The sequence below is a fragment of the Tenacibaculum sp. 1B UA genome (assembly GCF_033978845.1).
In the GTDB taxonomy this organism is placed as follows: domain Bacteria; phylum Bacteroidota; class Bacteroidia; order Flavobacteriales; family Flavobacteriaceae; genus Polaribacter.
In genome coordinates this window covers 187,919-214,147 of the sequence record NZ_JAKVUA010000001.1, presented here as the reverse complement: position 1 = coordinate 214,147, position 26,229 = coordinate 187,919, and the positions used below count along the sequence as shown (strand labels likewise).

25 protein-coding genes are annotated in these 26,229 nt (G+C 32.2%); 8 read left to right on the top strand and 17 right to left on the bottom strand.

Annotated features, from left to right (window positions below; translation table 11 throughout):
* Window positions 1-5: 5 nt before the first annotated feature.
* On the bottom strand, window positions 6-344 hold the full coding sequence (locus MK851_RS01050; protein ID WP_115899529.1) for a PadR family transcriptional regulator: 339 nt from the start codon (window positions 342-344) through the stop codon (window positions 6-8).
* A gap of 152 nt (window positions 345-496) precedes the next feature.
* On the opposite strand from MK851_RS01050, the gene MK851_RS01045 reads away from it, so the two are divergent.
* Together MK851_RS01045 and MK851_RS01040 are read left to right on the top strand one after the other, a co-directional pair.
* Window positions 497-1,546, top strand: a complete 1,050-nt coding sequence (locus tag MK851_RS01045) for a ferredoxin--NADP reductase (protein ID WP_320240726.1) — start codon at window positions 497-499, stop codon at window positions 1,544-1,546.
* A 21-nt stretch (window positions 1,547-1,567) separates the two neighbouring features.
* Window positions 1,568-2,245: a LysE family translocator gene (locus MK851_RS01040; protein WP_303505940.1), complete on the top strand. Its 678-nt coding sequence runs from the start codon at window positions 1,568-1,570 to the stop codon at window positions 2,243-2,245.
* Here the strand turns inward: MK851_RS01040 and mgtE are convergent.
* The 5 genes from mgtE to MK851_RS01015 all read right to left on the bottom strand — a co-directional run bounded on the left by mgtE (window position 2,242) and on the right by MK851_RS01015 (window position 6,846).
* Complete coding sequence (gene mgtE / locus MK851_RS01035) at window positions 2,242-3,591, bottom strand: magnesium transporter (protein WP_320240722.1); 1,350 nt, start codon at window positions 3,589-3,591, stop codon at window positions 2,242-2,244. The two genes, MK851_RS01040 and mgtE, sit on opposite strands and share 4 nt — an antisense overlap.
* An 89-nt stretch (window positions 3,592-3,680) precedes the next feature.
* A complete protein-coding gene (rsmA, locus tag MK851_RS01030) occupies window positions 3,681-4,481 on the bottom strand; it encodes a 16S rRNA (adenine(1518)-N(6)/adenine(1519)-N(6))-dimethyltransferase RsmA (RefSeq protein ID WP_320240720.1) in 801 nt (266 codons plus the stop codon).
* A 10-nt stretch (window positions 4,482-4,491) separates the two neighbouring features.
* Window positions 4,492-4,680, bottom strand: coding sequence for a hypothetical protein (locus MK851_RS01025; RefSeq protein WP_303505934.1), 189 nt, complete (start codon window positions 4,678-4,680; stop codon window positions 4,492-4,494).
* 2 nt (window positions 4,681-4,682) lie between these two features.
* Entirely contained in the window at window positions 4,683-5,012 is a 330-nt protein-coding gene (locus MK851_RS01020) for a DUF4286 family protein (RefSeq protein WP_303505932.1), read from the bottom strand.
* Between the two features lie 58 nt (window positions 5,013-5,070).
* Window positions 5,071-6,846, bottom strand: a complete 1,776-nt coding sequence (locus MK851_RS01015; RefSeq protein WP_320240717.1) for a tetratricopeptide repeat protein — start codon at window positions 6,844-6,846, stop codon at window positions 5,071-5,073.
* Window positions 6,847-7,024: 178 nt separating this feature from the next.
* On the opposite strand from MK851_RS01015, the gene MK851_RS01010 reads away from it, so the two are divergent.
* Complete coding sequence (locus MK851_RS01010) at window positions 7,025-7,168, top strand: hypothetical protein (RefSeq protein WP_320240715.1); 144 nt, start codon at window positions 7,025-7,027, stop codon at window positions 7,166-7,168.
* Between the two features lie 92 nt (window positions 7,169-7,260).
* Here the strand turns inward: MK851_RS01010 and serS are convergent, their stop codons facing one another.
* From serS to MK851_RS00995, 3 genes are all read right to left on the bottom strand, one after another.
* A complete protein-coding gene (gene serS / locus MK851_RS01005; protein WP_303505928.1) occupies window positions 7,261-8,535 on the bottom strand; it encodes a serine--tRNA ligase in 1,275 nt (424 codons plus the stop codon).
* Between the two features lie 66 nt (window positions 8,536-8,601).
* A complete protein-coding gene (locus MK851_RS01000) occupies window positions 8,602-8,829 on the bottom strand; it encodes a helix-turn-helix domain-containing protein (protein WP_303505926.1) in 228 nt (75 codons plus the stop codon).
* A gap of 157 nt (window positions 8,830-8,986) precedes the next feature.
* Window positions 8,987-9,925, bottom strand: a complete 939-nt coding sequence (locus MK851_RS00995) for a bifunctional riboflavin kinase/FAD synthetase (RefSeq protein ID WP_303505924.1) — start codon at window positions 9,923-9,925, stop codon at window positions 8,987-8,989.
* Between the two features lie 193 nt (window positions 9,926-10,118).
* Between MK851_RS00995 and MK851_RS00990 the strand changes: the two genes are divergently transcribed.
* Both MK851_RS00990 and MK851_RS00985 read left to right on the top strand, forming a co-directional pair.
* On the top strand, window positions 10,119-12,809 hold the full coding sequence (locus tag MK851_RS00990; protein ID WP_303505922.1) for a TonB-dependent receptor: 2,691 nt from the start codon (window positions 10,119-10,121) through the stop codon (window positions 12,807-12,809).
* A gap of 10 nt (window positions 12,810-12,819) precedes the next feature.
* Window positions 12,820-14,478: an SGNH/GDSL hydrolase family protein gene (locus MK851_RS00985; protein WP_303505920.1), complete on the top strand. Its 1,659-nt coding sequence runs from the start codon at window positions 12,820-12,822 to the stop codon at window positions 14,476-14,478.
* A 29-nt stretch (window positions 14,479-14,507) separates the two neighbouring features.
* On the opposite strand, the gene MK851_RS00980 is transcribed toward MK851_RS00985, so the two are convergent.
* From MK851_RS00980 to MK851_RS00960, 5 genes are all read right to left on the bottom strand, one after another.
* Entirely contained in the window at window positions 14,508-14,735 is a 228-nt protein-coding gene (locus tag MK851_RS00980) for a hypothetical protein (RefSeq protein ID WP_320240711.1), read from the bottom strand.
* 136 nt (window positions 14,736-14,871) lie between these two features.
* Entirely contained in the window at window positions 14,872-16,419 is a 1,548-nt protein-coding gene (locus tag MK851_RS00975; RefSeq protein WP_320240709.1) for a glycine--tRNA ligase, read from the bottom strand.
* Window positions 16,420-16,528: 109 nt separating this feature from the next.
* Window positions 16,529-17,407 carry a hypothetical protein gene (locus MK851_RS00970; RefSeq protein WP_303505914.1) on the bottom strand — a complete coding sequence of 293 codons (879 nt, stop codon included), beginning with the start codon at window positions 17,405-17,407 and terminating at the stop codon, window positions 16,529-16,531.
* A 47-nt stretch (window positions 17,408-17,454) separates the two neighbouring features.
* Window positions 17,455-18,357: a hypothetical protein gene (locus MK851_RS00965; RefSeq protein WP_320240705.1), complete on the bottom strand. Its 903-nt coding sequence runs from the start codon at window positions 18,355-18,357 to the stop codon at window positions 17,455-17,457.
* A gap of 45 nt (window positions 18,358-18,402) precedes the next feature.
* Entirely contained in the window at window positions 18,403-18,963 is a 561-nt protein-coding gene (locus tag MK851_RS00960) for a class I SAM-dependent methyltransferase (RefSeq protein WP_115899512.1), read from the bottom strand.
* A 205-nt stretch (window positions 18,964-19,168) separates the two neighbouring features.
* On the opposite strand from MK851_RS00960, the gene MK851_RS00955 reads away from it, so the two are divergent.
* Together MK851_RS00955 and MK851_RS00950 are read left to right on the top strand one after the other, a co-directional pair.
* A complete protein-coding gene (locus MK851_RS00955) occupies window positions 19,169-19,708 on the top strand; it encodes a ComF family protein (protein ID WP_320240702.1) in 540 nt (179 codons plus the stop codon).
* 54 nt (window positions 19,709-19,762) lie between these two features.
* Window positions 19,763-21,358, top strand: a complete 1,596-nt coding sequence (locus tag MK851_RS00950; protein ID WP_320240700.1) for an Ig-like domain-containing protein — start codon at window positions 19,763-19,765, stop codon at window positions 21,356-21,358.
* A gap of 110 nt (window positions 21,359-21,468) precedes the next feature.
* On the opposite strand, the gene MK851_RS00945 is transcribed toward MK851_RS00950, so the two are convergent.
* Both MK851_RS00945 and MK851_RS00940 read right to left on the bottom strand, forming a co-directional pair.
* Entirely contained in the window at window positions 21,469-21,687 is a 219-nt protein-coding gene (locus MK851_RS00945) for a hypothetical protein (protein WP_320240698.1), read from the bottom strand.
* Between the two features lie 16 nt (window positions 21,688-21,703).
* Window positions 21,704-22,195 carry a DinB family protein gene (locus MK851_RS00940; RefSeq protein ID WP_320240696.1) on the bottom strand — a complete coding sequence of 164 codons (492 nt, stop codon included), beginning with the start codon at window positions 22,193-22,195 and terminating at the stop codon, window positions 21,704-21,706.
* A gap of 212 nt (window positions 22,196-22,407) precedes the next feature.
* On the opposite strand from MK851_RS00940, the gene MK851_RS00935 reads away from it, so the two are divergent.
* Window positions 22,408-23,364: a YafY family protein gene (locus MK851_RS00935; protein WP_320240694.1), complete on the top strand. Its 957-nt coding sequence runs from the start codon at window positions 22,408-22,410 to the stop codon at window positions 23,362-23,364.
* On the opposite strand, the gene polA is transcribed toward MK851_RS00935, so the two are convergent.
* Entirely contained in the window at window positions 23,361-26,183 is a 2,823-nt protein-coding gene (gene polA / locus MK851_RS00930; protein ID WP_320240692.1) for a DNA polymerase I, read from the bottom strand. The two genes, MK851_RS00935 and polA, sit on opposite strands and share 4 nt — an antisense overlap.
* Window positions 26,184-26,229: the final 46 nt, after the last annotated feature.

Here is a 26,229-nt window from a genome sequence, read left to right as displayed (position 1 = left end):
TATTTTTACTCCAAACTAAATTTAGGGTTTACCAATTGTTGCATGGTGTTTAAAAACTCTTGCATTTCTGAGAGTCGGTTTGCAGTTTCTTTAGTACCATTTTCAGTAAGCTTGTAATATTTACGTAAGCGATTTCCAACTTTAGCAACTTCAACATCTAATAAGCCTTCAGCTTCTAGTTTATGTAGAGCTGGATACAAAGCACCTTCTGTGATCTTTAATTCCCCTTTCGTAAGTTCTTTTACTTTTTGAGTGATTTCATACCCGTACATTTTATCATTTTGTACTAGTAGTTTTAAAATGATGGTTTGTAAAGAACCTTTGTATAATTTTTGATTGCCCATAAAAACAAGTTTCTGCTGTATACCTAAAAATCTTAGGTATGCAAATATACTTAATTTTATTATACATAAGATTTTTAGGTATATATTTTATAATAACCCTAACTTTTGTTCGTGCTGAGTTTCTTATTTTTGTAGCTCTTTAAAAAGAATACATGTCTACATTTCATAAACTACGTATTGAAAAAATAATAAAAGAAACTGCTGATGCTGTTTCTATTTTATTTGCTATTCCAGCAGACTTGAAAGAAGCTTATAATTTTATTGCTGGGCAATATATTACCATAAAAGCTACTCTAGATGATAGAGAAATAAGAAGAGCGTATTCTATATGTGCTTCACCTAATAGCAATCAAATTAAAGTTGCAGTAAAAGCCGTTGACCACGGAACATTTTCAACCTATGCAACTATGAAGCTAAAAGAAGATACTTTTTTAGAGGTTTCTGAACCAGAAGGAAAGTTCATTTTAGAGCCGCAAGCAGGCAAAAATTATATTGCTTTTGCTGCTGGAAGTGGTATTACACCGGTTTTATCAATGGTGAAAACGGTGCTAGAAAACGAATTGACTTCAACAATTACATTAGTTTTTGGGAATAAAAAAGCAGAAAGCACGATTTTTTATGAAGAATTAAATGAGCTAGCAGAAAAGTATCCTACTCAACTTAACTTGCACTATGTGTTCAGTCAAGAGGTGAAAACCAACAGTAAGTTTGGTAGAATTGATAAAGGACATATAAATTATTTTGTAAAGAATATTCATAAAGATATTTCTTTTAATTCAGCATACCTGTGTGGACCTGAAGAAATGATTCAAACAGTTTCAGAAACACTTCAAGAAAACGGGTTTGACAAAGAAAATATTTATTTTGAACTATTTACTGCAAGTATCTCAGAAGAAGAAGCTCAGCTAAACATCCCAGATGGAAAATCAGAAGTTAAGGTATTGTTAGATGATGAAGAGCATGCTTTTATGATGGAAAAGACCGATACTATTTTGGCTGCGAGTTTGCGAAATAAATTAGATGCTCCATATTCTTGTCAAGGAGGAGTTTGTAGTAGCTGTATTGCAAAAGTTACCGAGGGTAAAGCTGTCATGACTAAAAATTCTATTTTAACTGATGATGAGTTAGAAGAAGGTTTGGTACTTACTTGTCAAGCACATCCTACAACACAGAAAGTTGTGGTAGATTTTGATGATGTTTAGTTAAAACCGTAACTTTATAAAATGGACTTCCACGATTTTAAAAACGCATTTTTTGTAGGTGTATTCATGGCATTTATGATAGGGCCAGTATTTTTTATGCTAATTAAAACTAGTATTTTAAAAGGTGCTCGAGCAGCTATTGCCTTTGATATAGGAGTGATTTTAGGGGATATTTCTTTTATGTTAATAGCCTATTTTGGAAGTAGAAGTCTATTAGAAAAAATAAAAGATGATCCGCGTTTGTTTCTTATTGGTGGATTGGTGCTTATAGTTTACGGTTTAATTACGTATTTAGATAAAAACAATAAAAAAGAAGCAAAAGCTCCTGATGTAATGTTGCCAGAAAGCAATAATTACTTAAAACTATTATTTAAAGGTTTTTTCTTGAACTTTATAAATATAGGAGTACTAGCCTTTTGGTTAGGTTTAATTGTCGTTATAGGGCCTACGTATGATATGAATCCAAAGTATTTAGTTTGGTATTTTGGAACTGTAATAGTTGGTTATGCTATTGCTGATTTAGGAAAAATACTACTTGCCAAACAGCTTAAAAGTAGATTAACTCCATTGGTAATTTATCGAATAAAACGAGGAATGGGTGTGTTATTAATCGTTTTTGGAGCTGTGTTAATGTTAAAAGGGTTTATCCCTGAAAGTAAGATTGATAATCTGATTGAGAAAGTAGAATCTATCGATTAGAAGCCAATAATCATTTTTGCTATCCAAAAGTAGATTAAAATTCCAAAAATATCATTACTAGTCGTAATAAAAGGTCCTGTTGCAATTGCAGGATCGATACCTCTCTTGTCTAAAAACAAAGGAATAAAAGTACCTACCAAACCAGCTACTATAATAACAGCAAATAATGAGATTGAGATAGCAGAAGCTATAATCATATCTGACTTCCAAGCCCAAATAAAGAAAAATAAGATAATAGCTAAAACAAGCCCGTTTACAGCAGCTAGAGACATTTCTTTTAATAACCTATTGGTAACACTTCCCTTTACATCATCATTCGCTAACCCTTGTACTATAATTGCTGATGATTGTACTCCAACATTACCAGCCATAGCGGCAATAAGAGGAGTAAACATAAAAAGAATAGCATTTTCTTCTAAAGCTCCTTCAAAAAAACCCATGATTCTTGCTGCTCCAATACCTCCAATTAAACCTAGGAACAACCAAGGTAATCGAGCTCGGGTTAATTGTAAAATGCTATCTTCAGAGTCAACATCTTGGGTAATACCTGCTGCTAATTGGTAATCTTTCTCAGCTTCTTCTTTGATTACATCAACAATATCATCAATAGTAATTCTACCTACTAAAACGCCTAATTCATCTACCACAGGAATGGCTTCTAAATCATATTTACGCATGATGTTAGCTACATCTTCCGCTTCATCATGTACATGTACAAAATCTACTTGCGGAATATAAACGTCTGAAATTTTAGCACGAGTAGACGCCATTAATAAATCTTTTAAAGACAAACGACCTTTCAATTTACCATCATCATCAACAACATAAATAGAGTGAACTCTAGTAACTTCTTCTGCCTGCTGACGCATTTTTTTTACACAGGTAAGTACATTCCAATTTTCATTTACTTTTACAAGTTCTTTTGCCATTAATCCACCTGCAGAATCTTCATCATAACGAAGTAATTCTACAATTTCCTTGGCATGTTCACGGTCTTCAATTCTCTGAATTACGTCTTGTTTTCGCTCTTCAGGAAGTTCTGCAATAACATCGGCAGCATCATCGGTATCAAGCTCATTAATCTCTTCGGCAATTTCTTTGGCAGATAGTTGTTCAAAAACTTTTTCACGAACTTCTTCATCAACTTCCATTAATACATCCGAAGTTGTTTCACTATCTAATAAACGTATAATGTAAACAGCTTCTTCAAAAGATAGTTCATCTAAAACTTCAGCAATATCAGCATGGTGAATATCTGAAAAAATATCAGAAAGAGCAGTGTCTTTTTGATTTTGAATCAGTTCTTGTACGTTTATTAATAAGTCTTTAGTGATTTCTAATGCCATTGCTTGCAATTTTGCTCGATAATCGAGATTTGAATATTCCGAAATCTAATTCAAAAAGAAGACTTGTTTTATTTAAAATAAACTCTTAACTATATGATTTGAGCTATTTTTTGTGTCAACTCAATAAATTTTTGTACCGATAATTGTTCGGGACGCATCGCAAATATAGGGTCTTCTTTTAAGGTATCCGAAAGATTAAAAGATTTTAAACTTGAGCGCAACATTTTTCTTCGTTGATTGAAAGCAGTTTTTACTACCCTAAAGAATAACTTTTCATCAACAGGAAGTGTGTAGTTCTCTTTTCTGGTAAGTCTAATAACCCCAGAATCTACTTTTGGAGGCGGATTAAAGACTGAAGGAGGGACAGTAAACAAGTATTCAGCATCGTAAAAAGCTTGTGTTAATACTGAGAGTATTCCGTAGGTTTTGCTGCCTTCTTTTTCGGCAATTCGTTGGGCAACTTCCTTTTGAAACATTCCTGAAAATTCAGGAACAAATTCACGATTTTCAATTGCCTTAAAAACAATTTGAGAAGATATATTGTAAGGGAAATTCCCTATGATAGCTACTTGTTGTTTGTCAAATATTTCAGTAAAGTTCTTTTTTAAAAAATCACCTTCAATAATGGTAAACTTTTCTTTTGAAGTATTAAGTTTTATGTGCTCAACAGGAAAGGTTTCTTGTAAATAGGTAACCGACTCAGAATCTAGTTCCATTACGGTAACCTTAGTTTTTTTTTCTAATAAATACTTTGTTAAAACCCCCATTCCAGGACCAATTTCTAATACGTTATTGTATCCGTTTTCAGTTAAAGTATCAGCTATTTTTTTTGCAATGTTTTCATCGTTTAAAAAATGCTGTCCTAAATGTTTTTTAGCTCTTACGGTCATTTTATTGTATCTATTTGGTTGGCGATTTTATTGTTAACGCTATAAATGTTAGTCCAAAACCTATCCCACTAATTACTCCACTAATGGTTTCCCAAGGATTATTTTCATAAGTGCAATACCCCATGACTCCACCTAAAGTTGCTATGAGTATGCCTACTATTATAAGTAGTTTTTTCTTTTGATAGATTTTTTCTTGCATCTTTAGTTACTATTCACTGTAGGATAAAATTCATTTACTATTTTTAATTCAGTTCGAAAAGCAAGCATTTTATCAGCAAACTTTTTTAATCCGTCATTACGTAGTTTGTCTGCGCTATATTTATAATAGTTATCTAAATTTTCACGTGTTTTCGCGGTATATTGAATAGAGTAGGTAATGCCTCCCATTTCTTCCTCAACCAACACTTGTGTCATTTTAGCGCTTAAAAAGTGCCCTGTTGCTAATACTTCTGGGATATGATTCTCAATCCAAGCTAACCATTCGGCATGTATACTTTCGTCTATATTTATTGTTACGTTGTATATGTACATAGTTTTTAATTTTAAAAATGAAGTAATAAAAGCATCTTCAAACTTTCAAATTGACTTATTAAATATCGTCTCCTCTTAATTTTCTAAACTTTTTTCGAGCGTCTACTAAATAGATACTCGATGGGTGGTCAAAAATAATCTTTTGATAGTATTCTTTAGCCTTTTCTAGGTTATTTAATTCACTGTTGTATAATTCAGCCATATTATAATATACATCGTCAATATAAATTCCTTTCTTATCTAAGGCTATTATTTTACTATAGTTTACAATAGCTTCGTCATATTGTTTCTTTTCAACAAATAATTGAGCTTGTTTAAATAACGCTTCATCTTCAATAGACTGTCCTCCATAATTAACAATTATAGTACTTAAAATAGCAATTGCTTCATCGTTTTTATTTTGATAAGCTAATAAATCAGCCTTGGCATATTCTTTTAAACCTGTACCAATACTATCTTTAGGCTCGTTATCCGAAATTGTTAAAAACAAATCAGCAGCATCATTAGCAATGAGTTGTGTCGCAGATCCTTTTAAAATTTTTAACTGAGCTTTTGCCCAAGTAAAATCATTTTTAAAATAAGATGCTTGTGCTACTTTAAAACGTGCTTCTTGACCTATATAATGATTTTTGAAGAGTGTTTGAACTTGAGAAAAGTAAATTAACCCCTTGTTAAACTTACCCATATAAACAAAAACATCACCAAGTTTAAGTTTTATAGTAGCTTTTATAAACTTTGAATTGGTAAAGTTTAATGCATTTTTTAAAATAGCAGATGCTTCTTTTGGATTGTTCTTTGTAAAAGTTAAGTAATTGGCATATTCTACCTGTGTGAAAAGAGTTTTAGAATTAATTCCATACTCTTTGAAGATGGAATTAAAACGTTCATCTACATCAGGTTGTTTTGTGTCAATCGCTATTTTTAAGTTGTTGTTTATTGCTTTAAACTTGTCTCTAGGATAATTAGTTTTTTCAATAATAAGATCAAAACACTCTTTAGCAGTTTCATAATCTTTGTTTTCAAGAGCTATTTTACCTAAATCATTAATTTTACCTAAATTATCAGGATCTCTAGCAAGCAGCGCTTTGTTTTGAATAAGTGCTTTGTTATATTGTTTTTGCCTGATAAATAACCAAGAAAGCAAGTCGTTCCAAATATCTTTGGGATTACTGATAGACTTTCGTAATAGTGCTTTTTTAAATAAAATATTGCTTTGATCTTCACTATCATCCGTTAAATAGTTACCTGCATAGCGTTTAACATTGTTGAGGTAGCCTTCGTTTTTATCAACCAAATCAATATACGATTTGAACATTTGTTCAAAATTTCCTTTTTCACCATAAATCTGTGCTAATTGAAATCCATAGTTAGCTTTTGGATTAACTTCCATTATTTTATTAAAAGCTTCAATGGCCAAATCCAATTTGCTATAGTTTTTAAACAATCCAGCTATTAAAGAACCGTAATTTGCTTTCTTGTTGATGGATTCAATTGCTTTTTGGTAGCAGTTATTAGCTTCTTCAATTTTTTCTTGGCGTTCAAAATTATGACCAAGAATTACATATAGATAAGATAAGTTAGGTTTTTCTTTTAGTTTTTGAGTGAGTAAATTTTCAGCAGCAGTAAATTGTTCTGTTTCTTGATAGCAGGTAATTAGTTTTTTTAAATAGGTTGTGTTATACGGGCTTTGATCGTATAACCTTTTGTATAATTGAATTGCTTTTTCATACTCATTATTTCTAAAATAATTTTCAGCAATAATAAACTCATTTTGTTGTGCGTGACAAAACAAGCTTAAAACCAGTAAATTAAATAGAATAATGATTTTCTTCATTTTTGGATAGGTTTAAGCGTTGTACTTTATGCTTAATTCCGCTAATAGCGGTTTCATCTACCAAAAATACAGAACAAAATTGTTAAAATACTATTAAAAGAGATGCTTTTTTAAATAGTAGTGTAACATTTTGGCACGAACTTTGTCTTATTACTAAAACAACTAAACAGTGTAAACTATGAGAAATTTTACGACACAATATAAAATAGCAAAGCAGAATGCAAATGAGTTTATGAGAAAAGGTCAAATACCTCAATATTTTGAAGCTTTGTTAGAAATGAATAAATACAAGAGATTAATGGTAGCAGTAGTTGCCAACTAAACATGTTTTTTTCAATGGGGATTGATTAATTAAAAATCCCAAGCGTCGTAATTGAGGCTTGGGGTTTTTTCATTTTTTATATTGAAGGTTGATTAATCAATCATATCAAAACCACAGTAAGGAACTAATACTTCAGGAATTTTAATTCCATTCTCAGTTTGGTAGTTTTCTAAAATACCAGCTAATACACGAGGTAAGGCTAATGAACTTCCATTTAGTGTATGTACTAATTGACTTTTACCTTCTTTATTCTTAAAACGTAACTTTAAACGATTTGCTTGAAACGTTTCAAAATTTGAAGCAGAACTAATTTCTAGCCAACGTTCTTGCGCTGTAGAATACAATTCAAAATCGAATGTTAAGGCAGAAGTAAAACCAGTGTCTCCACCACACAAACGTAAAATACGATACGGTAATTTTAATTCACGTAAAATTTCTTTAATGTGATCTACCATTCCGTTTAAAGCATTGTATGAATTATCAGGATGTTCAACACGAACAATTTCAACCTTATCAAATTGGTGTAAACGATTTAATCCACGAACATGTGCTCCGTAACTACCCGCTTCACGACGAAAGCAAGGTGTATACCCCGTTACAGTAATTGGTAAATCAGCTTCTTTTACCAAATTACCTCTAAACATATTGGTTATAGGGACTTCAGCTGTTGGAATTAAATATAAATCATCACCAGTTACATGGTACATTTGTCCTTCTTTGTCAGGTAATTGTCCAGTACCAAAACCAGAAGCTTCATTTACTAAATGAGGAACCTGTACTTCGTTATATCCAGCAGCGGTGTTTTTATCTAAAAAATAGTTGATTAAAGCACGTTGTAAACGAGCTCCTTTACCTTTGTATACAGGAAAACCAGCACCCGAAATTTTTGCCCCTAAATCAAAATCAATAATATCATACTTCTTCGCTAATTCCCAATGAGGTAATGCTTTTTCTCCTAAATCAGGAATAATACCTTCATTGAAAACCTCTTCGTTATCCTCTTCGTTTTTTCCTGCTTTAACTGAAGGATGAGGAACATTAGGTATTTGATACAATAACTCGTTCAATTTGTCTGAAGCAGAATTTAATTCTTCTGTTAATTGTTTAGATTGTTCTTTTAACTCACCTGTTTTTGCTTTAAGTTGGTTTGCTTCTTCAGCTTTTCCAGACTTAAAAAGACCTCCAATTTCTTTGGATATTTTGTTCGATTCAGCTAAAACAGTATCTAAAGAAACTTGTGTAGTTCTACGCGTTTCATCAGCAGTTAATACTTCTTCAATAATTGTTTCTGCATTAGCAAAATTACGTTTTGCCAATCCGTCTAAAACAGTTTGTTTGTTTTCTCTAATAAACTGAACCTGTAACATCTTTTTAATTTTTTAAGAAAAGCAAAGATAAAAGAAGCTATAGACTTAAGCAATGTGTTTTGTATACTAAATTTCTTCAAGCATCATAAAGAAGTCTGATAACGTAATGTTGAAATAATCACATATTTTCTGAAGAGTAGTAATAGTGACATTTGTTTTTCCTTGTTCTATTCTTGCTAAATGTATTCCAGTGTCAATATAAAACTCACTTGAAGTAATATGATACTCTTCTCTTAAAGTTTTTACACACAGGGCTACCTTTTTTAAGGTTACCTCCTTTTTTGACAGCATCATTCTTTTTTTGATACAAAGTCTTAAAAACATATGAATTATATAATGACATACTTGTCATTATATAGGTTTTAAAAAAATTAACTTTGTGTGCAGTTACGTCAATAATACTAATTCTAAAGATATTTGAAACCGGGGGGCTTTAAGTATAATTTTAAGGTTAGGGTTTGGCGTAACTTTTTAAAAAGAGCATTGAATTTTGCTGGTCTTTTTTTAATTGAGAAATTAAGCCAGAAACAGAATCGAATTTTTGTTCATCTCTTAAGTAGTAAATTAGTTCAATAGTTAACTCTTTACCATACAGGTTTTGGTTAAAGTTGAAATAATGTACTTCAATTGTTTGGTGTTTACCATCAACCGTTGGTCGATTACCAATATTCATCATTCCATAAGTAGCAGTATTATCAATAATAGATTTTACTATATAAACACCTGTTTTAGGAATTAATTTGTAATCTTCACGTATGTCAATGTTTGCTGTAGGAAACCCTATTTTTCCGCCTAACTGTTTTCCGTTTACAACTTTTCCAGTAAGAGAAAAGTTATATCCTAAATAATTATTAGCAGTTTTTAAATGTCCATTAGCAAGTGCTTTTCTAATTTTTGTAGAGCTAACGGATACTTCATCAATATCTTGAGCAGGAATTTCTTCAACTGTAAAATCATATAAGTGAGAATACTCTGTTAATTGCTCAATATTACCTTCTCTATTTTTTCCAAAATGATGATCGTAGCCAATAATAAGTTTAGAAATGTTTAGTTGATTTACTAAAATGTCACGGACAAAATCTAAAGCAGTAAGTCTTGAGAATTCTCTACTAAAAGGATGGATAATTAAATAATCTAATCCTAACTTTTCAAGGTGTTGTGCCCTTTCATCAATGGTATTAATTAATTTGATAGAAACATCTTTTTGTAGTACCATTCTTGGATGAGGAAAAAATGTTAGTAACACCGACTTTTTATTGTTAGCCTTTGTATCACTAACTAGTTTCTCAATAATTTTTTGATGCCCAATATGAACTCCATCAAAAGTACCAATGGTCACCATTGTTTTTTGAGAAGGAGTAAAGTCAAAAATAGAATGTATAATTTCCAAGGCTACTAATAAATTTAGGCAAAAATACAATTTGTAGAAGATGATAAATAATAAATTAATAAATAAAATCTAAAATTTGTTTTTGGTAACTTTTTCTCTCTTATTTTGGTATAAATATAAAAAAACAGGGTAAATATTTCGCAAATGAAAAAAAATTGTATTTTGCACTACAGTTAACAAATTATTTTATATTATGATGAAAAAGCTATTACTTGTTGCATTTGTGCTATTTGGTACAGCAATGATGGTTGCTCAAACTACCTTTACAGGTACGGTTAATGATGCTTCCCTTGGAGGGCCATTACCAGGAGCAAACATTAAAGTTTCGAGAAAAGCAGTAGGAACATCTACTGATTTTGATGGTAAGTTTACAATGACGGTAACAGATATCCCACCGTTTACCATTGAAATTTCTTCTTTAGGGTATCAAACAAAAAAAGTTGAAATAACAAAAAACAACCAAGTCGTTGAGGTTAGCTTAACGGAAAACGCAACATCTTTAGATGAAGTAGTTGTATCAGCTTCAAGAACCCCAGAACGTGTTATGGAATCACCAGTAACAATTGAACGTTTTGACTCTAGAGCGATTAAAAATACAGCTTCAGCTTCATATTATGATGGGTTAGAAAACTTAAAAGGAGTTGATGTAAACTCAGGAGGGTTAACTTTTAAAACAGTTAATACACGTGGTTTTGCGACTTTTGGGAATGAGCGTTTTGTTCAGTTAGTGGATGGGATGGATAATGCTTCACCTGCATTAAACTTCGCAATTGGAAACCTTTTAGGTATTTCTGAAGTAGATGTGAAAAGTGTTGAGATTTTACCAGGAGCAGCTTCTGCTTTATATGGAGCCAATGCATTTAATGGTATTATGTTAATGCGTAGTGAGAATCCTTTTAATGAGCAGGGTATTAGTGTTGGTTTAAAAGCGGGCTTAACAAGCCAAGAAGCAGCAGGAGATAATGGTTATTATGATACTACGATTAAAATGGCACATGCTTTTGATGATTATTTTGCTGTTAAAGCTAGTTTTTCATATTTAAAGGGTGAAGAGTGGCATGCAACTGATTATAGAAATACAACAGGTATTGGTGGAAGCTATATTCCAGGTATGAGTCATGCTGATGACCCAAATTATGATGGAGCTAATGTATATGGAGATGAAGTATCGGTTGATTTAGGTGGAGCTGTAGGAAAGGTAAGTAGAACAGGGTATAGAGAAGTAGACTTAATGTCTAACGAAGCTAAAAGTGTAAAATTTAATGGAGCTATACATTATCGCCCATTAGGAAATGATCGTGTTGAAATTATTTGGAACTCTAAATACGGTACTGGTAACACGATTTATCAAGGACAAAACCGTTATAATTTAGCTAACTTTTTTATGGAACAACATAAATTAGAGGTTAGAGGTAAAAATTTCTTTGTTAGAGGATATTATGCAGGCGAAGACGCAGGAGACTCTTACGATACTCGTTTTGCTGCAATAAATATGAATGGTAAATGGAAACCTAACAGTGTTTGGTTTCAGGAATATGCAGGAGCTTACCTAATGCATGGTTCTCATGCAATCGCTAGACAAGTAGCTGATACTGGAAGACCAGAGCCTGGTTCAGCAGAGTTTACAAGATTGTTTAATGAAGTAACTGCTGACCCAGATTTAATGACAGGATCTAAGTTTAGAGACAATACTAGTTACTACCATGCAGATGCAAACTTGAATTTACGTGATTATATTGATTGGGCAGAAGTTCAAGTAGGAGGTTCTTACAGACAGTACAAGCTTAATTCTTTTGGAACTATTTATACCGATAGTGATGGGCCTATTAAATATGGAGAGTATGGAATGTACACTCAGATTCAAAAGAAAATGATGGATGATCGTTTAAAGTTTACAGGATCTTTACGTTATGACAAATCAGATAATTTTGACGGAAACGTTACACCAAGAATTTCACTAGCCTATGCAGCAGGAGAGAACAAGAATCATAATTTTAGAGCTTCTTTTCAAACAGGTTTCCGTAATCCAACTACGCAAGATCAATACATTGGTTTAGCAACAGGGGCAGGATTTATCTTAGGAACAGCTCCAGATAATATTGGACGTTTTTCAGCTAATGCAGAGACAACAACAGGAAGCTTTGTTTTAACAGGTCAAGATGTGTTTGATAGAGGGTATTCTGCTAATTCTATAGCAAACGGGAACCCTACATTAGCAACAACAGACCTTGTAGAGCCAGAAAAAGTAAAGTCTTTTGAAGTTGGGTATCGTGCAGCTGTTCCATTAGGAGAAAATAAACTATCTATTGATTTTAGTACATACTATAACATGTACTCTGATTTTATTTCTAACAAAGATGTGGTTGTATTGGTAGATCCAAATACACCAGTAACTGTGAATAACTTAACCAATAGAGACTTAGTAAGAACATTTAGTGTAAAAACGAATTCAACAGTTGATGTAGATTCTTATGGGCTAGGTTTAGGGTTAAACACAAAGATATTTAATGGATTTGATGTTGGATTAAATTATACATGGTCTAAGTTTGATTTTGATCAAGCTGCTGATCCTGATTTTGAAGCTGGGTTTAATACACCTGAGCACAAAGTTAAAATGCAGTTTGGACACCCTAACTTGTTTGAAAACTTTGGGTTCAATATTAGTGCTCGTTGGCAAGATGAGTTTTACTGGCAGTCTACCTTCTTAGAAGGAACTGTAGAAGAAAGAACTGTTCTTGATGCTCAAGTTAATTATTCAGTACCTTCAATTAAATCAGTGTTTAAAGTAGGAGGGTCTAATTTAACAGGAAAAGAATATTTAAGTGCACCTGGAGTGGGAGCTGTAGGTTCTCAGTACTATATTTCTTGGACTATCAACAACTAAAAAAGAAACAATGAAAAATACAATTAAATATACTTTTTTGTCTGCATTATTTTTAGGCTTTACTGCCTGTGATGTAGACAATACACTAACAGAAATTAAAGGCGAAGCAGAAAATAGTGTAGCACTTCAGGCTGGAAGTGCAGACTTTTCTAATTATGTTTCAATAGGAGCATCTTTTACTGCCGGTTTTACTGACGGGGCTTTGTTTAAAGCAGGGCAACAGTATTCTTTTCCGAATACTTTAGCAAGTAAATTTGCTTTAGTTGGAGGAGGAGAATTTGTACAACCATTAATGAATGATAACATAGGAGGACTAGTATTAGGAGGAAATATAATACAAGAGCCAAGATTTTATTTTAATGGCTCAGGACCAGCACGTTTAGATGAAACACCAACAACAAATGCAGCTACATCTATTGCAACTGCAACTGGTTTTAATAATATAGGATTACCAGGAGCTAAAAGCTTTCACTTAACATTTGCAGGATACGGGATGCTAAATCCGTATTTTGGAAGAATGACAACAAATCCAGCAGCAGCAACTGTTATAGGAGATGCAGTTGCAAAAGCACCTACGTTTTTTACGTTGTCTGAAATTGGAGGGAATGATGTGTTAGGTTATGCTGTATCAGGAGGTACAGGTGTTAATCAATCTCCCACAGACACTAATCCTACAGGAAATTTAGATCCAAGTACTTATGGAGCAAATGATATAACAAATCCATTAGTTTTTAATAATGTTTTTAACGGTATAATTAGTGCTTTAGAAGCTACAGGAGCTAAAGGAGTAGTAGCAAACTTACCTTACATTACAAGCTTACCACATTTTACTACCGTACCATATGCACCATTAGATCCATCTAATGCAGAGTTTGGGGCTCAAATACCTTTGTTAAATACAGTGTATGGAGCAATTAACCAAATTTATGTAGGTGCTGGTGAACCGGAGAGAGCGATTGTTTTTTCTGAAACAGGAGCTAGTCCAGTAGTGGTAGAAGACGAAAAAGCAACTGATTTAACAAATGCAATAACAACCAATTTAAGTACGAGTCCAACTTTTGTTCCTTTTGTTGAATCTCTAGGGTTACCAGCAGCAGCAGCTCCATTGGTAGCTCAATTATTAGGAAAACAATATGGGAAAGCTAGATCGGCAACAGAAAATGACTTATTAGTATTGCCAAGTAGTGCTGTCATAGGAAAAGTTAACAATGCAGCGGCAGCAGATTTAATAGCTCAAAGTGGCGGGTTGTTACCAGCTACTTTAGCAGGTCAGTTTTCAGCTGAAGGAGTAACATTACCTTTAGAAGATAAGTGGGTATTAACTCCGGAAGAACAAGTAGAAATTAAAACAGCGACTGACGCGTATAATGAGACTATTAAAACAGTTGCTGAGGCGAAAGGATACGCTTTTGTAGATTTTAACGCGATTTTACAAGAAGCTTCTACTAGTGGTTTAGAGTTTGGAAGGTACAATATGAATACAAGCTTAATTACTGGTGGTTTAATTGGTTTAGATGGAATTCATTTAACAGCTAGAGGATATGCGTTAATGGCTAATAAAATGTTAGCTGCTATTGATGCAGCATATGGATCTAACTTTACAGAAGGTAAAGACGGTTTAGCAAAGCCAGATGACTATCCAACAAATTACTCACCTACTTTACAGTAGTGAGCAAAATAAAGTAAAAAAGCTGAAGATTAATCTTTAGCTTTTTTTTTGTTCTTATCAGAGTTGATAACATACTTTTTGTACTTACCATCTTTATACCTATAGTAAATAAATAAAGGCATTAATATAAATGACATGTATAAAACACCTAGGCCCATTACTACTTGTGATTTAGGGTGCTCTGTGTTTAAAAGATAAGCACCGGCTATCATCCAAAGTAAAAAGATGATGAATAATATTTTAAGTACAGTTTTCATCTGTTTTCTATTTTATCGGTTAGTTAAAACTCTTACTTGATATTAAGATTTGTATGTAAAGTTATTTACTATTGCAAAAATAAAAACCCTAAACAGTTACGTTTAGGATTCTTGCTTTATTTTGTCGTTTTAAGATTTATGCTTCCATTTTTTGTAACCAAGAGCGTACATCTACCTCTTGTTTAATAATGTTGCTTAAATCTTCTATTTTAACTCGTTTTTGCTCCATAGTATCTCTATGGCGAATGGTAACAGTGTTGTCTTCTAAAGTATCATGATCTACCGTAATACAGAAAGGTGTACCAACAGCATCTTGACGACGATATCTTCTTCCAACAGCATCTTTTTCATCATAAACAACATTAAAGTCCCATTTTAAATCGTTAACAATTTTACGAGCAACCTCTGGTAAACCATCTTTTTTAACCAACGGTAAAATAGCCGCTTTGGTAGGTGCTAAAACTGCAGGTAATTTTAAAACGGTTCTTGTTGAACCATTTTCTAGCTCTTCTTCTTGTAAAGAGTTAGAAAAAACGGCTAAGAACATTCTGTCTAAACCAATTGATGTTTCAACTACATAAGGTACATAGCTGGTGTTATCTTCGTGATCGAAGTATTGTAGTTTTTTGCCAGAAAACTTTTCATGCTGACTTAAATCGAAATCAGTACGAGAATGAATCCCTTCTAATTCTTTAAACCCAAAAGGAAACTTAAATTCAATATCAGCAGCTGCATCAGCATAGTGAGCTAATTTATCATGATCGTGGAAACGGTAGTTTTCTTCTCCTAGTCCTAAAGACATATGCCATTTTAAACGGGTTTCTTTCCACTTTTCATACCATTCCTTTTGAGTACCTGGTTTTACAAAAAATTGCATTTCCATTTGCTCAAACTCTCGTTGTCTAAATATAAATTGGCGCGCAACTATCTCATTACGAAAAGCTTTGCCAGTTTGTGCAATTCCAAAAGGAATTTTCATACGCCCAGTTTTTTGTACGTTTAAAAAGTTTACAAAAATACCTTGTGCTGTTTCAGGACGTAAATATACTTGTGTTGAACTGTCGGCTGAAGCTCCCAATTGGGTTCCAAACATTAAGTTAAATTGCTTAACTTCTGTCCAATTTTTAGAACCAGAAACAGGACATGTAATACCTAAGTCTATAATTAAATTTCTAAACCCTTCTAAATCGTTTTCTTCTTGAACTCTAGTTAGTTCAACTGTTATCTCGTCAATTTGTTTTTGACGTCTTAAAACATTTGGATTTGTACTTCTAAATTCATCTTCATTAAAAGCTTCACCAAAACGCTTTTTTGCTTTGGTTATATCTTTTTGAATTTTTTCATTGATTTTTTCTCTAAAATCTTCAACTAAAACATCAGCTCTATAACGCTTTTTAGAGTCTTTGTTATCAATTAAAGGATCGTTGAAAGCATCAACATGGCCTGAGGCTTTCCAAGTAGTTGGGTGCATGAGTATTGAAGCATCAATGCCCACAATGTTTTCGTGCATTTGCACCATTGCTTTCCACCAATAATCACGAATGTTTTTCTTTAATTCTACTCCGTTTTGAGCATAATCATACACAGCGCTTAAACCATCATAAATTTCAGATGATTGGAACACATAACCGTATTCTTTTGCGTGCGATAATACTTTTTTAAATTGATCTTCTTGTTTTGCCATGTTGCAAAAATAAAATAAGGATTTAAACTATGGCTATGGAAAAAGAAAAAAGTGAAGAATTAATTAAACTCTTCACTTTTTATTCACATTTAATATGTATTAGTGTTGTTTATCTCAGTTTTATAGTAGCATTTCCAGAGTAAACACCGTCAACAAAAGCACTAATTACATATTTTCCTTTTTTAATATTATCTCTATTTACCAAGACTAAAGATACAAGACTTAAACGGTTGTTACTATAGTTAACCTCTAGAGAGTCTGTATATTGAACTTTTTGCCCATTTTTTAAGTCAGTTTTTCCTTTAGGAGCAACTACATTTTTATTTTCATCAATAATTTGAATGTATACACGTTTTTCGCCAGCTGTAGTTATTGGGTTTTCTAACAAGTCGAAATTAATTCTAAACGCATCAGTTCTGCTAGATCTACTTGTAGATGTTAGCTTTCCACTACTACGTTCTTTCATCGCAACTGCTTTTACAGGACTTGTTTTAATAACTCCGCCAATAGCAACTTTAGCTTCTAACTCTTTGTTTTTTTCTGTCAAAGTCTCATTTACACTATCTTTTTGCTGCAAAATTTCGTTAGCTATAACATTTTCTTGTGTTAAAGCGTCATTAGCACTATTTAAAGAATCTATTTGTATGAAAAGCTTTTTGTTTTCACGCTCTAAACTTGCAATTCTACTTCGGTATTTTCTTATAAGTCCAAAGTTGTCAGATTTTAAGTCTTTTATTGAGTCTCTTAAACTTTTCATTTTTATTAACTCTACTTCTAATCTATCAGCTAAACGTTTTTTACCAACAACAACATCAGTATAGTCTTTAATCATTTCATCGAGATCTTGCTGTAATTCGGCTTTTTCTTCTAAGAAAATATTTTGAAGATTTTTATTTTCATTTGATTTTTGAAACGAGTAATAAAACAGGAAAAGAGATAAGATAATTAGTACTAAAATTAAAACATTTTTGGTTTTTTGTTGATTCATGGTTAAGGGGGATTGATTGTATTAAGTTATTAATTAATTTTAAGGGGTTACTTTAATGCTAGGGATTTATTACCAGCTTGAATACCGTTAACAAATGTATTTATATGGTATATTCCTGCGTTAATTTTACTATTTATATTCACAAAAGAAATCATAGATAGTTGTTCATTGTTATACTCAGCAATTAAAACATCACTACACCATATTTTTTTATTGTTTTGCAAACTTACTTTTTTATAAGGAGCAATAACCTTTTTGTTAGTGTCTATTACTTGAATATAAACTTCTTTAGGGCCAGAGGATACTACTTTGTTTTCTAGTAAATCAAATTCTATTTTAAAGGCATTTACTTTGTTAGACCTATTTGTTGAGGTGAATTTTCCATTTCTTTTCTTTTTCATGGCTTCTGCCTTTATAGTAGAGATTTCAATTATTTCAGCAGTAGCTATTTTTTTCTTTAGGTCATGTTTTTCCTTGCTTAAGAAACGATTTAAGTTAGCAAGTTTTGCATTTTGTTTTTCCTTTACTAATAAAGCTTCTTTAACACTATCATTTTTTGAAATTAATTCATTGTTAATTGTATTAAGACGATTTATTTGAGTGAAAAGTTTTTCGTTTTCTTCAATAAGTATTCCTGTTCTTTTTCTATAATATCTGATAAACTTATAGTCTATTTTTTTTAAGTTTTTAACAGAATCTCTAAGTTTAATTACTTTATGCAGCTCATCTTTTAACCTTAAAGAATACTTACTTTTCTTATAACTAGCTTCTTCATAATCTTCAATTATGTTTGTTAGCTCACTTTCTAGCTCTTTTTTTTCTAGCTCAAAAACAGCTTTAAGTTCAGAGTAGTCTTTGGCATTTTCATAAGATAAAAAACCAATAACAAGTATTAGTAAAATTAAAAATGCGATGAAACTGTTGTTCTTTATTTTTGAGACTAGCATCATTTTAAAGGTTGTAATGAAGGGGTGCGCTCTGCGCTAATATACTATTTATTTCTTAACACATTTATAAATAAAAGCAGGAGGGAAGTTTAATGGTTCGAAGCTCAAATAGATAGCATTACCAAAAACTTCTTTTAGTTTTTTGTAGTAAGTTAAGCTGTATTGATATTGAATAAACAGTCCAGCGGTAGTTAAAAAACTATGGCTTTTTGTTAAGATAGAATGTGATATTTCTTTTGGGATAATAGTTAAAGGTAAGCTAGAAACTATATAGTCTGCTTTTGAATATCCTAACTTTTCTATTTCAAATTTAATATCTTCGGCAGAAGCTTTTAGAACAATTAATTGTTGATGCTTTATTTTTTTCAATTCATTATAAAAAGCCTCATTTATTTCAAAACAGATTAACACGGTGTTGGGCTGAAGTTTTTTTAAAATATATTGTGTTATAGCTCCATTTCCAGGGCCTAGCTCAACAATAACTTCTGCTGTTTTAAAATCAATTTCTTTTAGCATCTTATTTGCCAAGTATCTAGAACTTGGCACAACTGTACCTGATGTTTTATAGTTTTTTACGGCTTCTTTGAAAAAATTAAACTTTTTACTCAAAATATGACTTCTGTTGTTTTTTGTATCTTTCTGTTAAAAAAGGCCTGTAAAGATGCGATTTTTAAAAGAGATATTCTATTTATTTTATCCCAATTTATGTGTAAATTGTGAAATAATGTTGTTACAAAATGAGAAATTCTTGTGCACTATTTGTAAAAACGACTTACCAATTATAGACGATAATAAGCACACAAATGTTACATTAATGTCAAATTTTTATGGAAAAGTGCCAGTACAAGCTGTACGTTCTTTTCTTTTTTATAGAAAGAAAGGAGTAACGCAAAAACTTATTCATCAGTTAAAATATAAAAACCAACCAGAAATAGGGCTATTTATGGCAGACTGGTTTGGGGAAAAATTAAAGAAATCAAATGTTTTTGTGGATGTAGATTACATTATTCCTGTGCCACTACATTCAAAAAAGTTTACAAAGAGGGGGTATAATCAAGTAACTATGTTTGGTGAACGATTGAGCGATATTTTGAATATTGAGTATAAATCAGATATTCTAATTAGAACTTCTAAAACTAAAACACAAACTCTAAAACAACGATTTGAACGATTTTCTAATAATAAAACAAAGTTTAAACTTGTTGATACGACTTTTTTTGAAAAAAAACACGTCTTGCTTATTGATGATGTTATTACTACAGGAGCAACCATAGAAGCTTGTGCAGACGAACTTTTAAAAACGCAAAACATAACTATAAGTGTAGCGACAATGGCGTATACACAAAAAGACTGATACCATTCCATCTTAATTTACTACTTTTGAAAATGGATTTTAAACCATTATTTTGTGAAAAATAAACACTTTATTTTAGTAACTCTTTTCGCTTTTTTAATAAGTAGCTGTGCACGTAAGGGACGACCAGAAGGAGGTCCAAAAGATGAAACTGCACCAATAATGGTTACTGCAAATCCCCCTTATGAAACTATTCATTTTGATGATGATAACATTCGTATTTATTTTGATGAATATATTGTTTTAAAAGACTTACAAAAACAGTTGGTAGTTTCCCCTCCAATGAAAAATCCTCCATTAATTACACCTCAAGGAACACCAAGCAAGTATATAAATATTAAAATATTAGATACACTACAACAAAATACCACCTATACTTTTAACTTTGGAAATGCAGTACAAGACAATAATGAAAACAACAAATTAGAGAGTTTTAAATACGTGTATTCAACAGGAGATTATATCGATTCTTTAAAAATTAAAGGAGCTGTAGCTGATGCTTTTGATAAAAAAGAGGTGAAAGAAGTAAGTGTTTTACTATATAAACTTGATAGTACATACAACGACACTATTATTTTTAAACAAAAACCAAATTATGTAACAAGTACGTTAGATTCCACAAATTTTGAGTTTAGTAATTTACGTGAAGGAAAATATTTAATGCTAGCTTTAAAAGAACCTTCTAACGATTATATTTTTAACAGTAGAACAGATAAAATAGGTTTTGTAGTAGATACAATTACGTTGCCTCAAGATACTATAATTAACAAACCTATTCGCTTTTTTAAAGAGGTTCAACCGTATGAATTTAAGAGGGGAAAAGAGGTAACAAAAGGAAGAATCCAATTTGGATTTGAAGGGAGGCAGGAAGATATGAATATTGAACTGTTATCTGAAGTTCCGGAAGACTTCAAATCATTTACTCAGTTTGAAAAAGGTAAAGACACACTTAATTATTGGCATACACCTATAGAAAGAGATTCGTTGAATTTTATAGTAAACAATCAGAATTTTAAAGACACTATAACGGTACGTTTACGAAAAAAGAAAATAGATTCTTTATCCGTGTCATCAAGTGTGAGTGGAGTTTTGAATTTAAAAGATACCATGTTTATTCAAACCAACAACCCAATTGTTTCTTTTGATAAATCAAAGTTTTCATTGATTGATAAAGATACTGTTGATGTACCTTTTGAGTTAAAAAAACAATCGATTAACAAATTAGCAGTGTTGTTTGAAAAGAAGCCTAAATACGGGTATATTTTTAAAGGGTTGCCACAAGGAATAACGGATGTTTTTGAAACTACAAACGATACGTTAGATTATAAATTTACAACACGAACAGTAGAAGATTATGGAAGTATTGTATTAGAGATTAAAAACGAAACAGAATCTCCAGTTATTATTGAACTATTAAGTCAAGACAAAGTTGTAGAAAAACGATACATCACTTCTTCTAAAAAAATAGAATTTACCCTATTAGAACCTAAAGAATATAGCATTAGAGCAATAGTTGATGAAAATAATAACCGTATGTGGGATACTGGAGATTTCTTATTAAGAAAACAGCCAGAGCAAATCATTTATTTAGATAAAGAGTTTAAGCTAAGAGCTAACTGGATACAAAACGAAACGTTTGTAATTGAATAAATAATATTATTTTAAAAAAGGGAGTAAACCTAATAAAGAAACCAGTTGTTCTTTATTAGGTTTTTATCATTATACAGACCTAGCTTTTTTGAAAAGACACTAGTGATTATTTATAAAAGTTCTTCACAATAAAAACCATGATGTTGTAATGCTTTTAAGACAGCATTTGCTTTAACCATTTGAGTCTCTACTCGAAGAATATTATCGCAATCCTCTAGGTCAAAATTCCAGCGATCGTTTTTAGCAATCAAACGGTTTAATGTGGGTTGAACAATTTTAATCTCCTTGTTTTTTGTGATTGATGTTTTAAATACCAAAACTGTTTTCATTTTAAATGAATTTTGATTAACGCTCATAAAAAAATGGGGGTTCAATACCTAAAGCGCGTAAATAAACATACCCTTGTCCTCGATGGTGGATTTCATTATCAATAAAATAGAATATTGAAGACCAAACTGTGCCCTCATATTGACCAAATATTTTAATGTTCTGCTGAAATTGTTCTGGTTTAATTTGTACCCAATAGGTGTTTATTTCATCAGTAGCTTTATCCCAAAGTTCAAGAATTTTTGCTTTTTTGTTACCGTGATCTACTTCTTCAATTAACTCTTGTATTTCTCCAGTAGCAATTTCTTTAATGCCAGGTCCAGCTATGCCTAAAAGTTCCATAACCATATCAGCAAAAGTGCGCATACCTCCTATAGAGTAATTAAAAAAAGCATCTTCAGGAAAAACTTCAATAGTTCTTCGGGTTAAAGCTCTGTGTCCTTGCCAATGTGCTAATAACTCAGATGGTGTAATTACTTGTTCTAATAATGTGCTTGTTGTGGTTTCCATAATTGTAAAATTTATTATTTGAAACCAAAAATACTATGGGGTAGTGACAGCTTTATGTCAGTAGGAAAAAATAAATTTTAAAAGTGTCTATTGACAAGCGGTTGTCACTTACTGTATGTTTATTTGTATAAAGTATAGTTATTATGTTGAAGCTAAAATTTAAAAAATACTTCAGCCTGAAATCCTATCTTTGGGAAATATGTTATAGCATTATGAGTTTAGATACGGTAAAACGTTTTGATAGAATTGTGGCAATACTTATTCAGTTACAATCTAAACGTATAGTAAAAGCACAAGAATTGGCTGATAGATTTGAGGTAAGCTTACGTACCATTTATCGTGATATACGAACGCTTGAAGCATCAGGTGTGCCTATTATAAGCGAAGCAGGTGTCGGTTATTCTATTATGGAAGGGTACCGTTTGCCTCCTGTTATGTTTACGAGAGAAGAGGTAGGAAGTTTTGTGGCTGCCGAAAAACTAATGCAGAAGTTTGTAGATAAATCATTAGGGAATTATTATGAGTCTGCTATGATGAAGTTAAAATCAGTGCTACGTGGTCGTGAAAAAGATTGGATTTCTGCCTTAGAATCACAAATATTGGTTGATCCTACAAATAAATTGTTCAACGATAGTTTACCAAATGCACTTGAAACTTTGTTTGAAAGTATTGCTGAAAAAAGGCAGGTGTTTTTAAAATATCAAGCAGTAAATAGAGAAACACCGTCTGAACGTTTCGTAGAACCTGTTGGTATTTATCACGAATCAGGGTTTTGGTATGTATTGGCTTTTTGTCATTTAAGAAGCGACTACAGGCAGTTTAGAACCGATAGAATGTTAGCTATAAAATCAACTGAACATAGTTTTACCAGAGAACACATTACGTTAGATGAATACCGAAGCCAGTATGAGAACACACCAAAAACAAAAGTTGTTATTTCTGTTGATAAAAGTGTGGTGCGATATATTAACAATAGTAAAATGCAACACGGTTTTATCTCTGAAAAAGTAAAAGGAAACCAAGTAGAAATGACATTCATGACATCTTATGTTGAACACGGCTTTTCAAGATGGTATATTGTGTTTTCAGATTATGCCAAAATAATTGAACCTGAAAGTTTAAAACTTCAGGTAAAAGCGATTTTAAAAAAAGCGATTACTAAACTTTAATGCGCTTCTAACCAATTAGCTCCTGTATCAATTTCAACATCTAACGGAACGCTCATTTTAAAAGCATTTTCCATTTCTTGCTTAATAATCGGTTTAATAATATCTACTTCATCTTTATGTGCATCAAAAACCAATTCATCATGTACTTGTAGTAACATTTTCGATTTAAAATTTTCTTGCTCAAATCGCTTGTAAATGTTAATCATGGCAAGCTTGATTATATCAGCAGCAGAACCTTGAATAGGTGCGTTTACGGCATTTCTTTCGGCAGCACCACGAACAATAGCATTACGAGAGTTGATGTCTTTTAAATAACGGCGACGATGTAAAACAGTTTCTACATATCCATGCTCACGAGCAAAATCTACCTGCTTAGACATATAATTTCTTAGTTTCGGATAGGTTTTATAGTAGGTGTCAATTAATTCTTTGGCTTCTTTTCGAGATAAATCGGTTTGGTTACTTAATCCGAAAGCAGAAACCCCATAAATAATTCCAAAGTTTACCGTTTTAGCATTGCCACGTTGCTCACGAGTTACCTCTTCAATGGGAACGTTGAATACTTTTGCAGCGGTAGAAGCATGAATATCTTCACCATCTTTAAAAGCTTTAATCATCGTTTCTTCTTCGCTTAATGCAGCAATAATTCGTAGTTCAATCTGACTGTAATCCGCTGCTAACAATACATAGTTTTCGTCCCTTGGAATAAATGCTTTACGTACTTCCTGTCCACGTTTTGTACGAATAGGAATGTTTTGTAAGTTTGGGTTGTTAGAACTCAAACGCCCTGTAGCAGCAACTGCTTGTGCATACACGGTATGCACTCTTCCTGTTTTTGGGTTAACTTCATTCGGAAGCGCATCAACGTAGGTGCTTTGTAGTTTTTTATACTGACGATATTCTAAAATATCTGCCACAATTTGATGGTCTTTTGCTAAATACGAAAGTACATCTTCTGCTGTAGAATATTGACCTGTTTTAGTCTTCTTAGGTTTGTCAACCAGTTTCAACTTGTCAAATAAAATAGGACCTAATTGTTTTGGTGATGCAATGTTAAACTCTTCACCAGCTTGCTCGTATATGTTTTGCTCAAGTTGTGAAATGTCTTTAGACAATGCTCCTGAAAGAGTTTTTAAGAAGTCGATATCTAAATTAATACCTTCAATTTCCATGGCTGTTAATACAGAAACTAGTGGCGTTTCGACTTCGTTGAATAGTTTGGTAACGTTACCATTTTCAAGCTCTTTAGAAAAGTGCTCTTTTAATTGATAAGTAATATCAGCATCCTCAACGGCATACTCGGTTTGTTTGGGTAACTCAACTTGTCGCATAGAAAGTTGATTTTTGCCTTTTTTACCTATGAGCTCTGTAATAGAAACAGGTTGATAGTTTAGATAGGTCTCAGCAAGTATATCCATGTTGTGACGCATATCTGGATTGATAAGGTAATGCGCAATCATGGTGTCAAACAATTTTCCTTTTACAGGCATATTATAGTTTGAAAGTACTTTAATATCGTATTTTAAATTATGCCCAATTTTTTCAATGGTTTCGGTTTCAAAAAATGGACGAAACTCTTCTAAAATAGTTGCGGTTTCCTCTTGATTTTCTGGAAATGAAACATAATATCCTTTACCTGCTTCCCAAGAAAAAGCAATTCCAATCAATTCAACCTCTAAAGCTTTTAATCCAGTAGTTTCCGTATCAAAACATACTGAATTTTGTTGCATTAGTTTTTCTAATAACAGTTTTCTTGAAAGAGGCGTATCTATTAATTGATAGAAATGATTAGTGTTTTCAATGGTTTTATATCCATTAATATTGTTTTCTTCTGAAGTATTTCCACCACCAGGAGCTGCAAATAAATCAAACTGACCAGCTGTACTAGCCTTTGTTGTTTTTGGTTTTTCAACAGAAGGGATACTTTCTTCCGAAGGAGCAAATGTTTTTAAGAAGTTTTCCGTTAAACGACGGAACTCTAACTCAGTAAAAATCTCCTTGGTAGCATCAATATTAGGTTGCTCAAAAATTAATTTATCTAGCTCTAATTCAACAGGAACATCTAGCATAATAGTTGCTAGTTTTTTAGAAAGCAACCCTAATTCTTGGTTAGCTTCTACCTTTTCTTTCATTTTTCCTTTTAGCTCATGAATGTTTTCAAACAAACCTTCCATACTTCCGTATGCAGCAAGAAATTTTTTAGCTGTTTTTTCACCAACACCTGGTAACCCAGGGATATTATCAACAGCATCTCCCATCATTCCTAAAAAGTCAATTACTTGTAAAGGATCTTCTACACCAAACTTAGCTTTTACTTCTTCAATACCCCATTTTTCATATCCATTTCCCATGCGAGGTGGGCGATACATAAAAATATGATCAGAAACTAGTTGGGCAAAATCTTTATCGGGCGTTACCATGTAGGTGTGTAATCCTTCTTTCTCGGCTTTTTTAGCTAGCGTACCAATAATATCATCGGCTTCGTATCCTTCTTTTACAATGGCAGGAATGTTCATGGCTCCTAATATTTTTTCAATATAAGGTACTGCTAAACGAATAGCTTCAGGAGTTTCTTGTCGGTTGGCTTTATAATCTTCAAAAGCTTCAACACGATCAACACTTCCGCCTTTGTCAAAACACACAGCTAAATAATCTGGCTTTTCACGTTTTATTACATCCAGTAAAGAGTTTGTAAAACCCATAATTGCTGAGGTGTCTAACCCTTTAGAATTGATACGTGGATTTTTAATAAAAGCGTAATATCCTCTAAAAATTAAAGCGTATGCGTCGAGTAAAAAAAGTCGTTTTTGATTTGCCATGTTGTCTCTTAAGCCTATTGAAATAAAATGTTGATACCGATTTGTT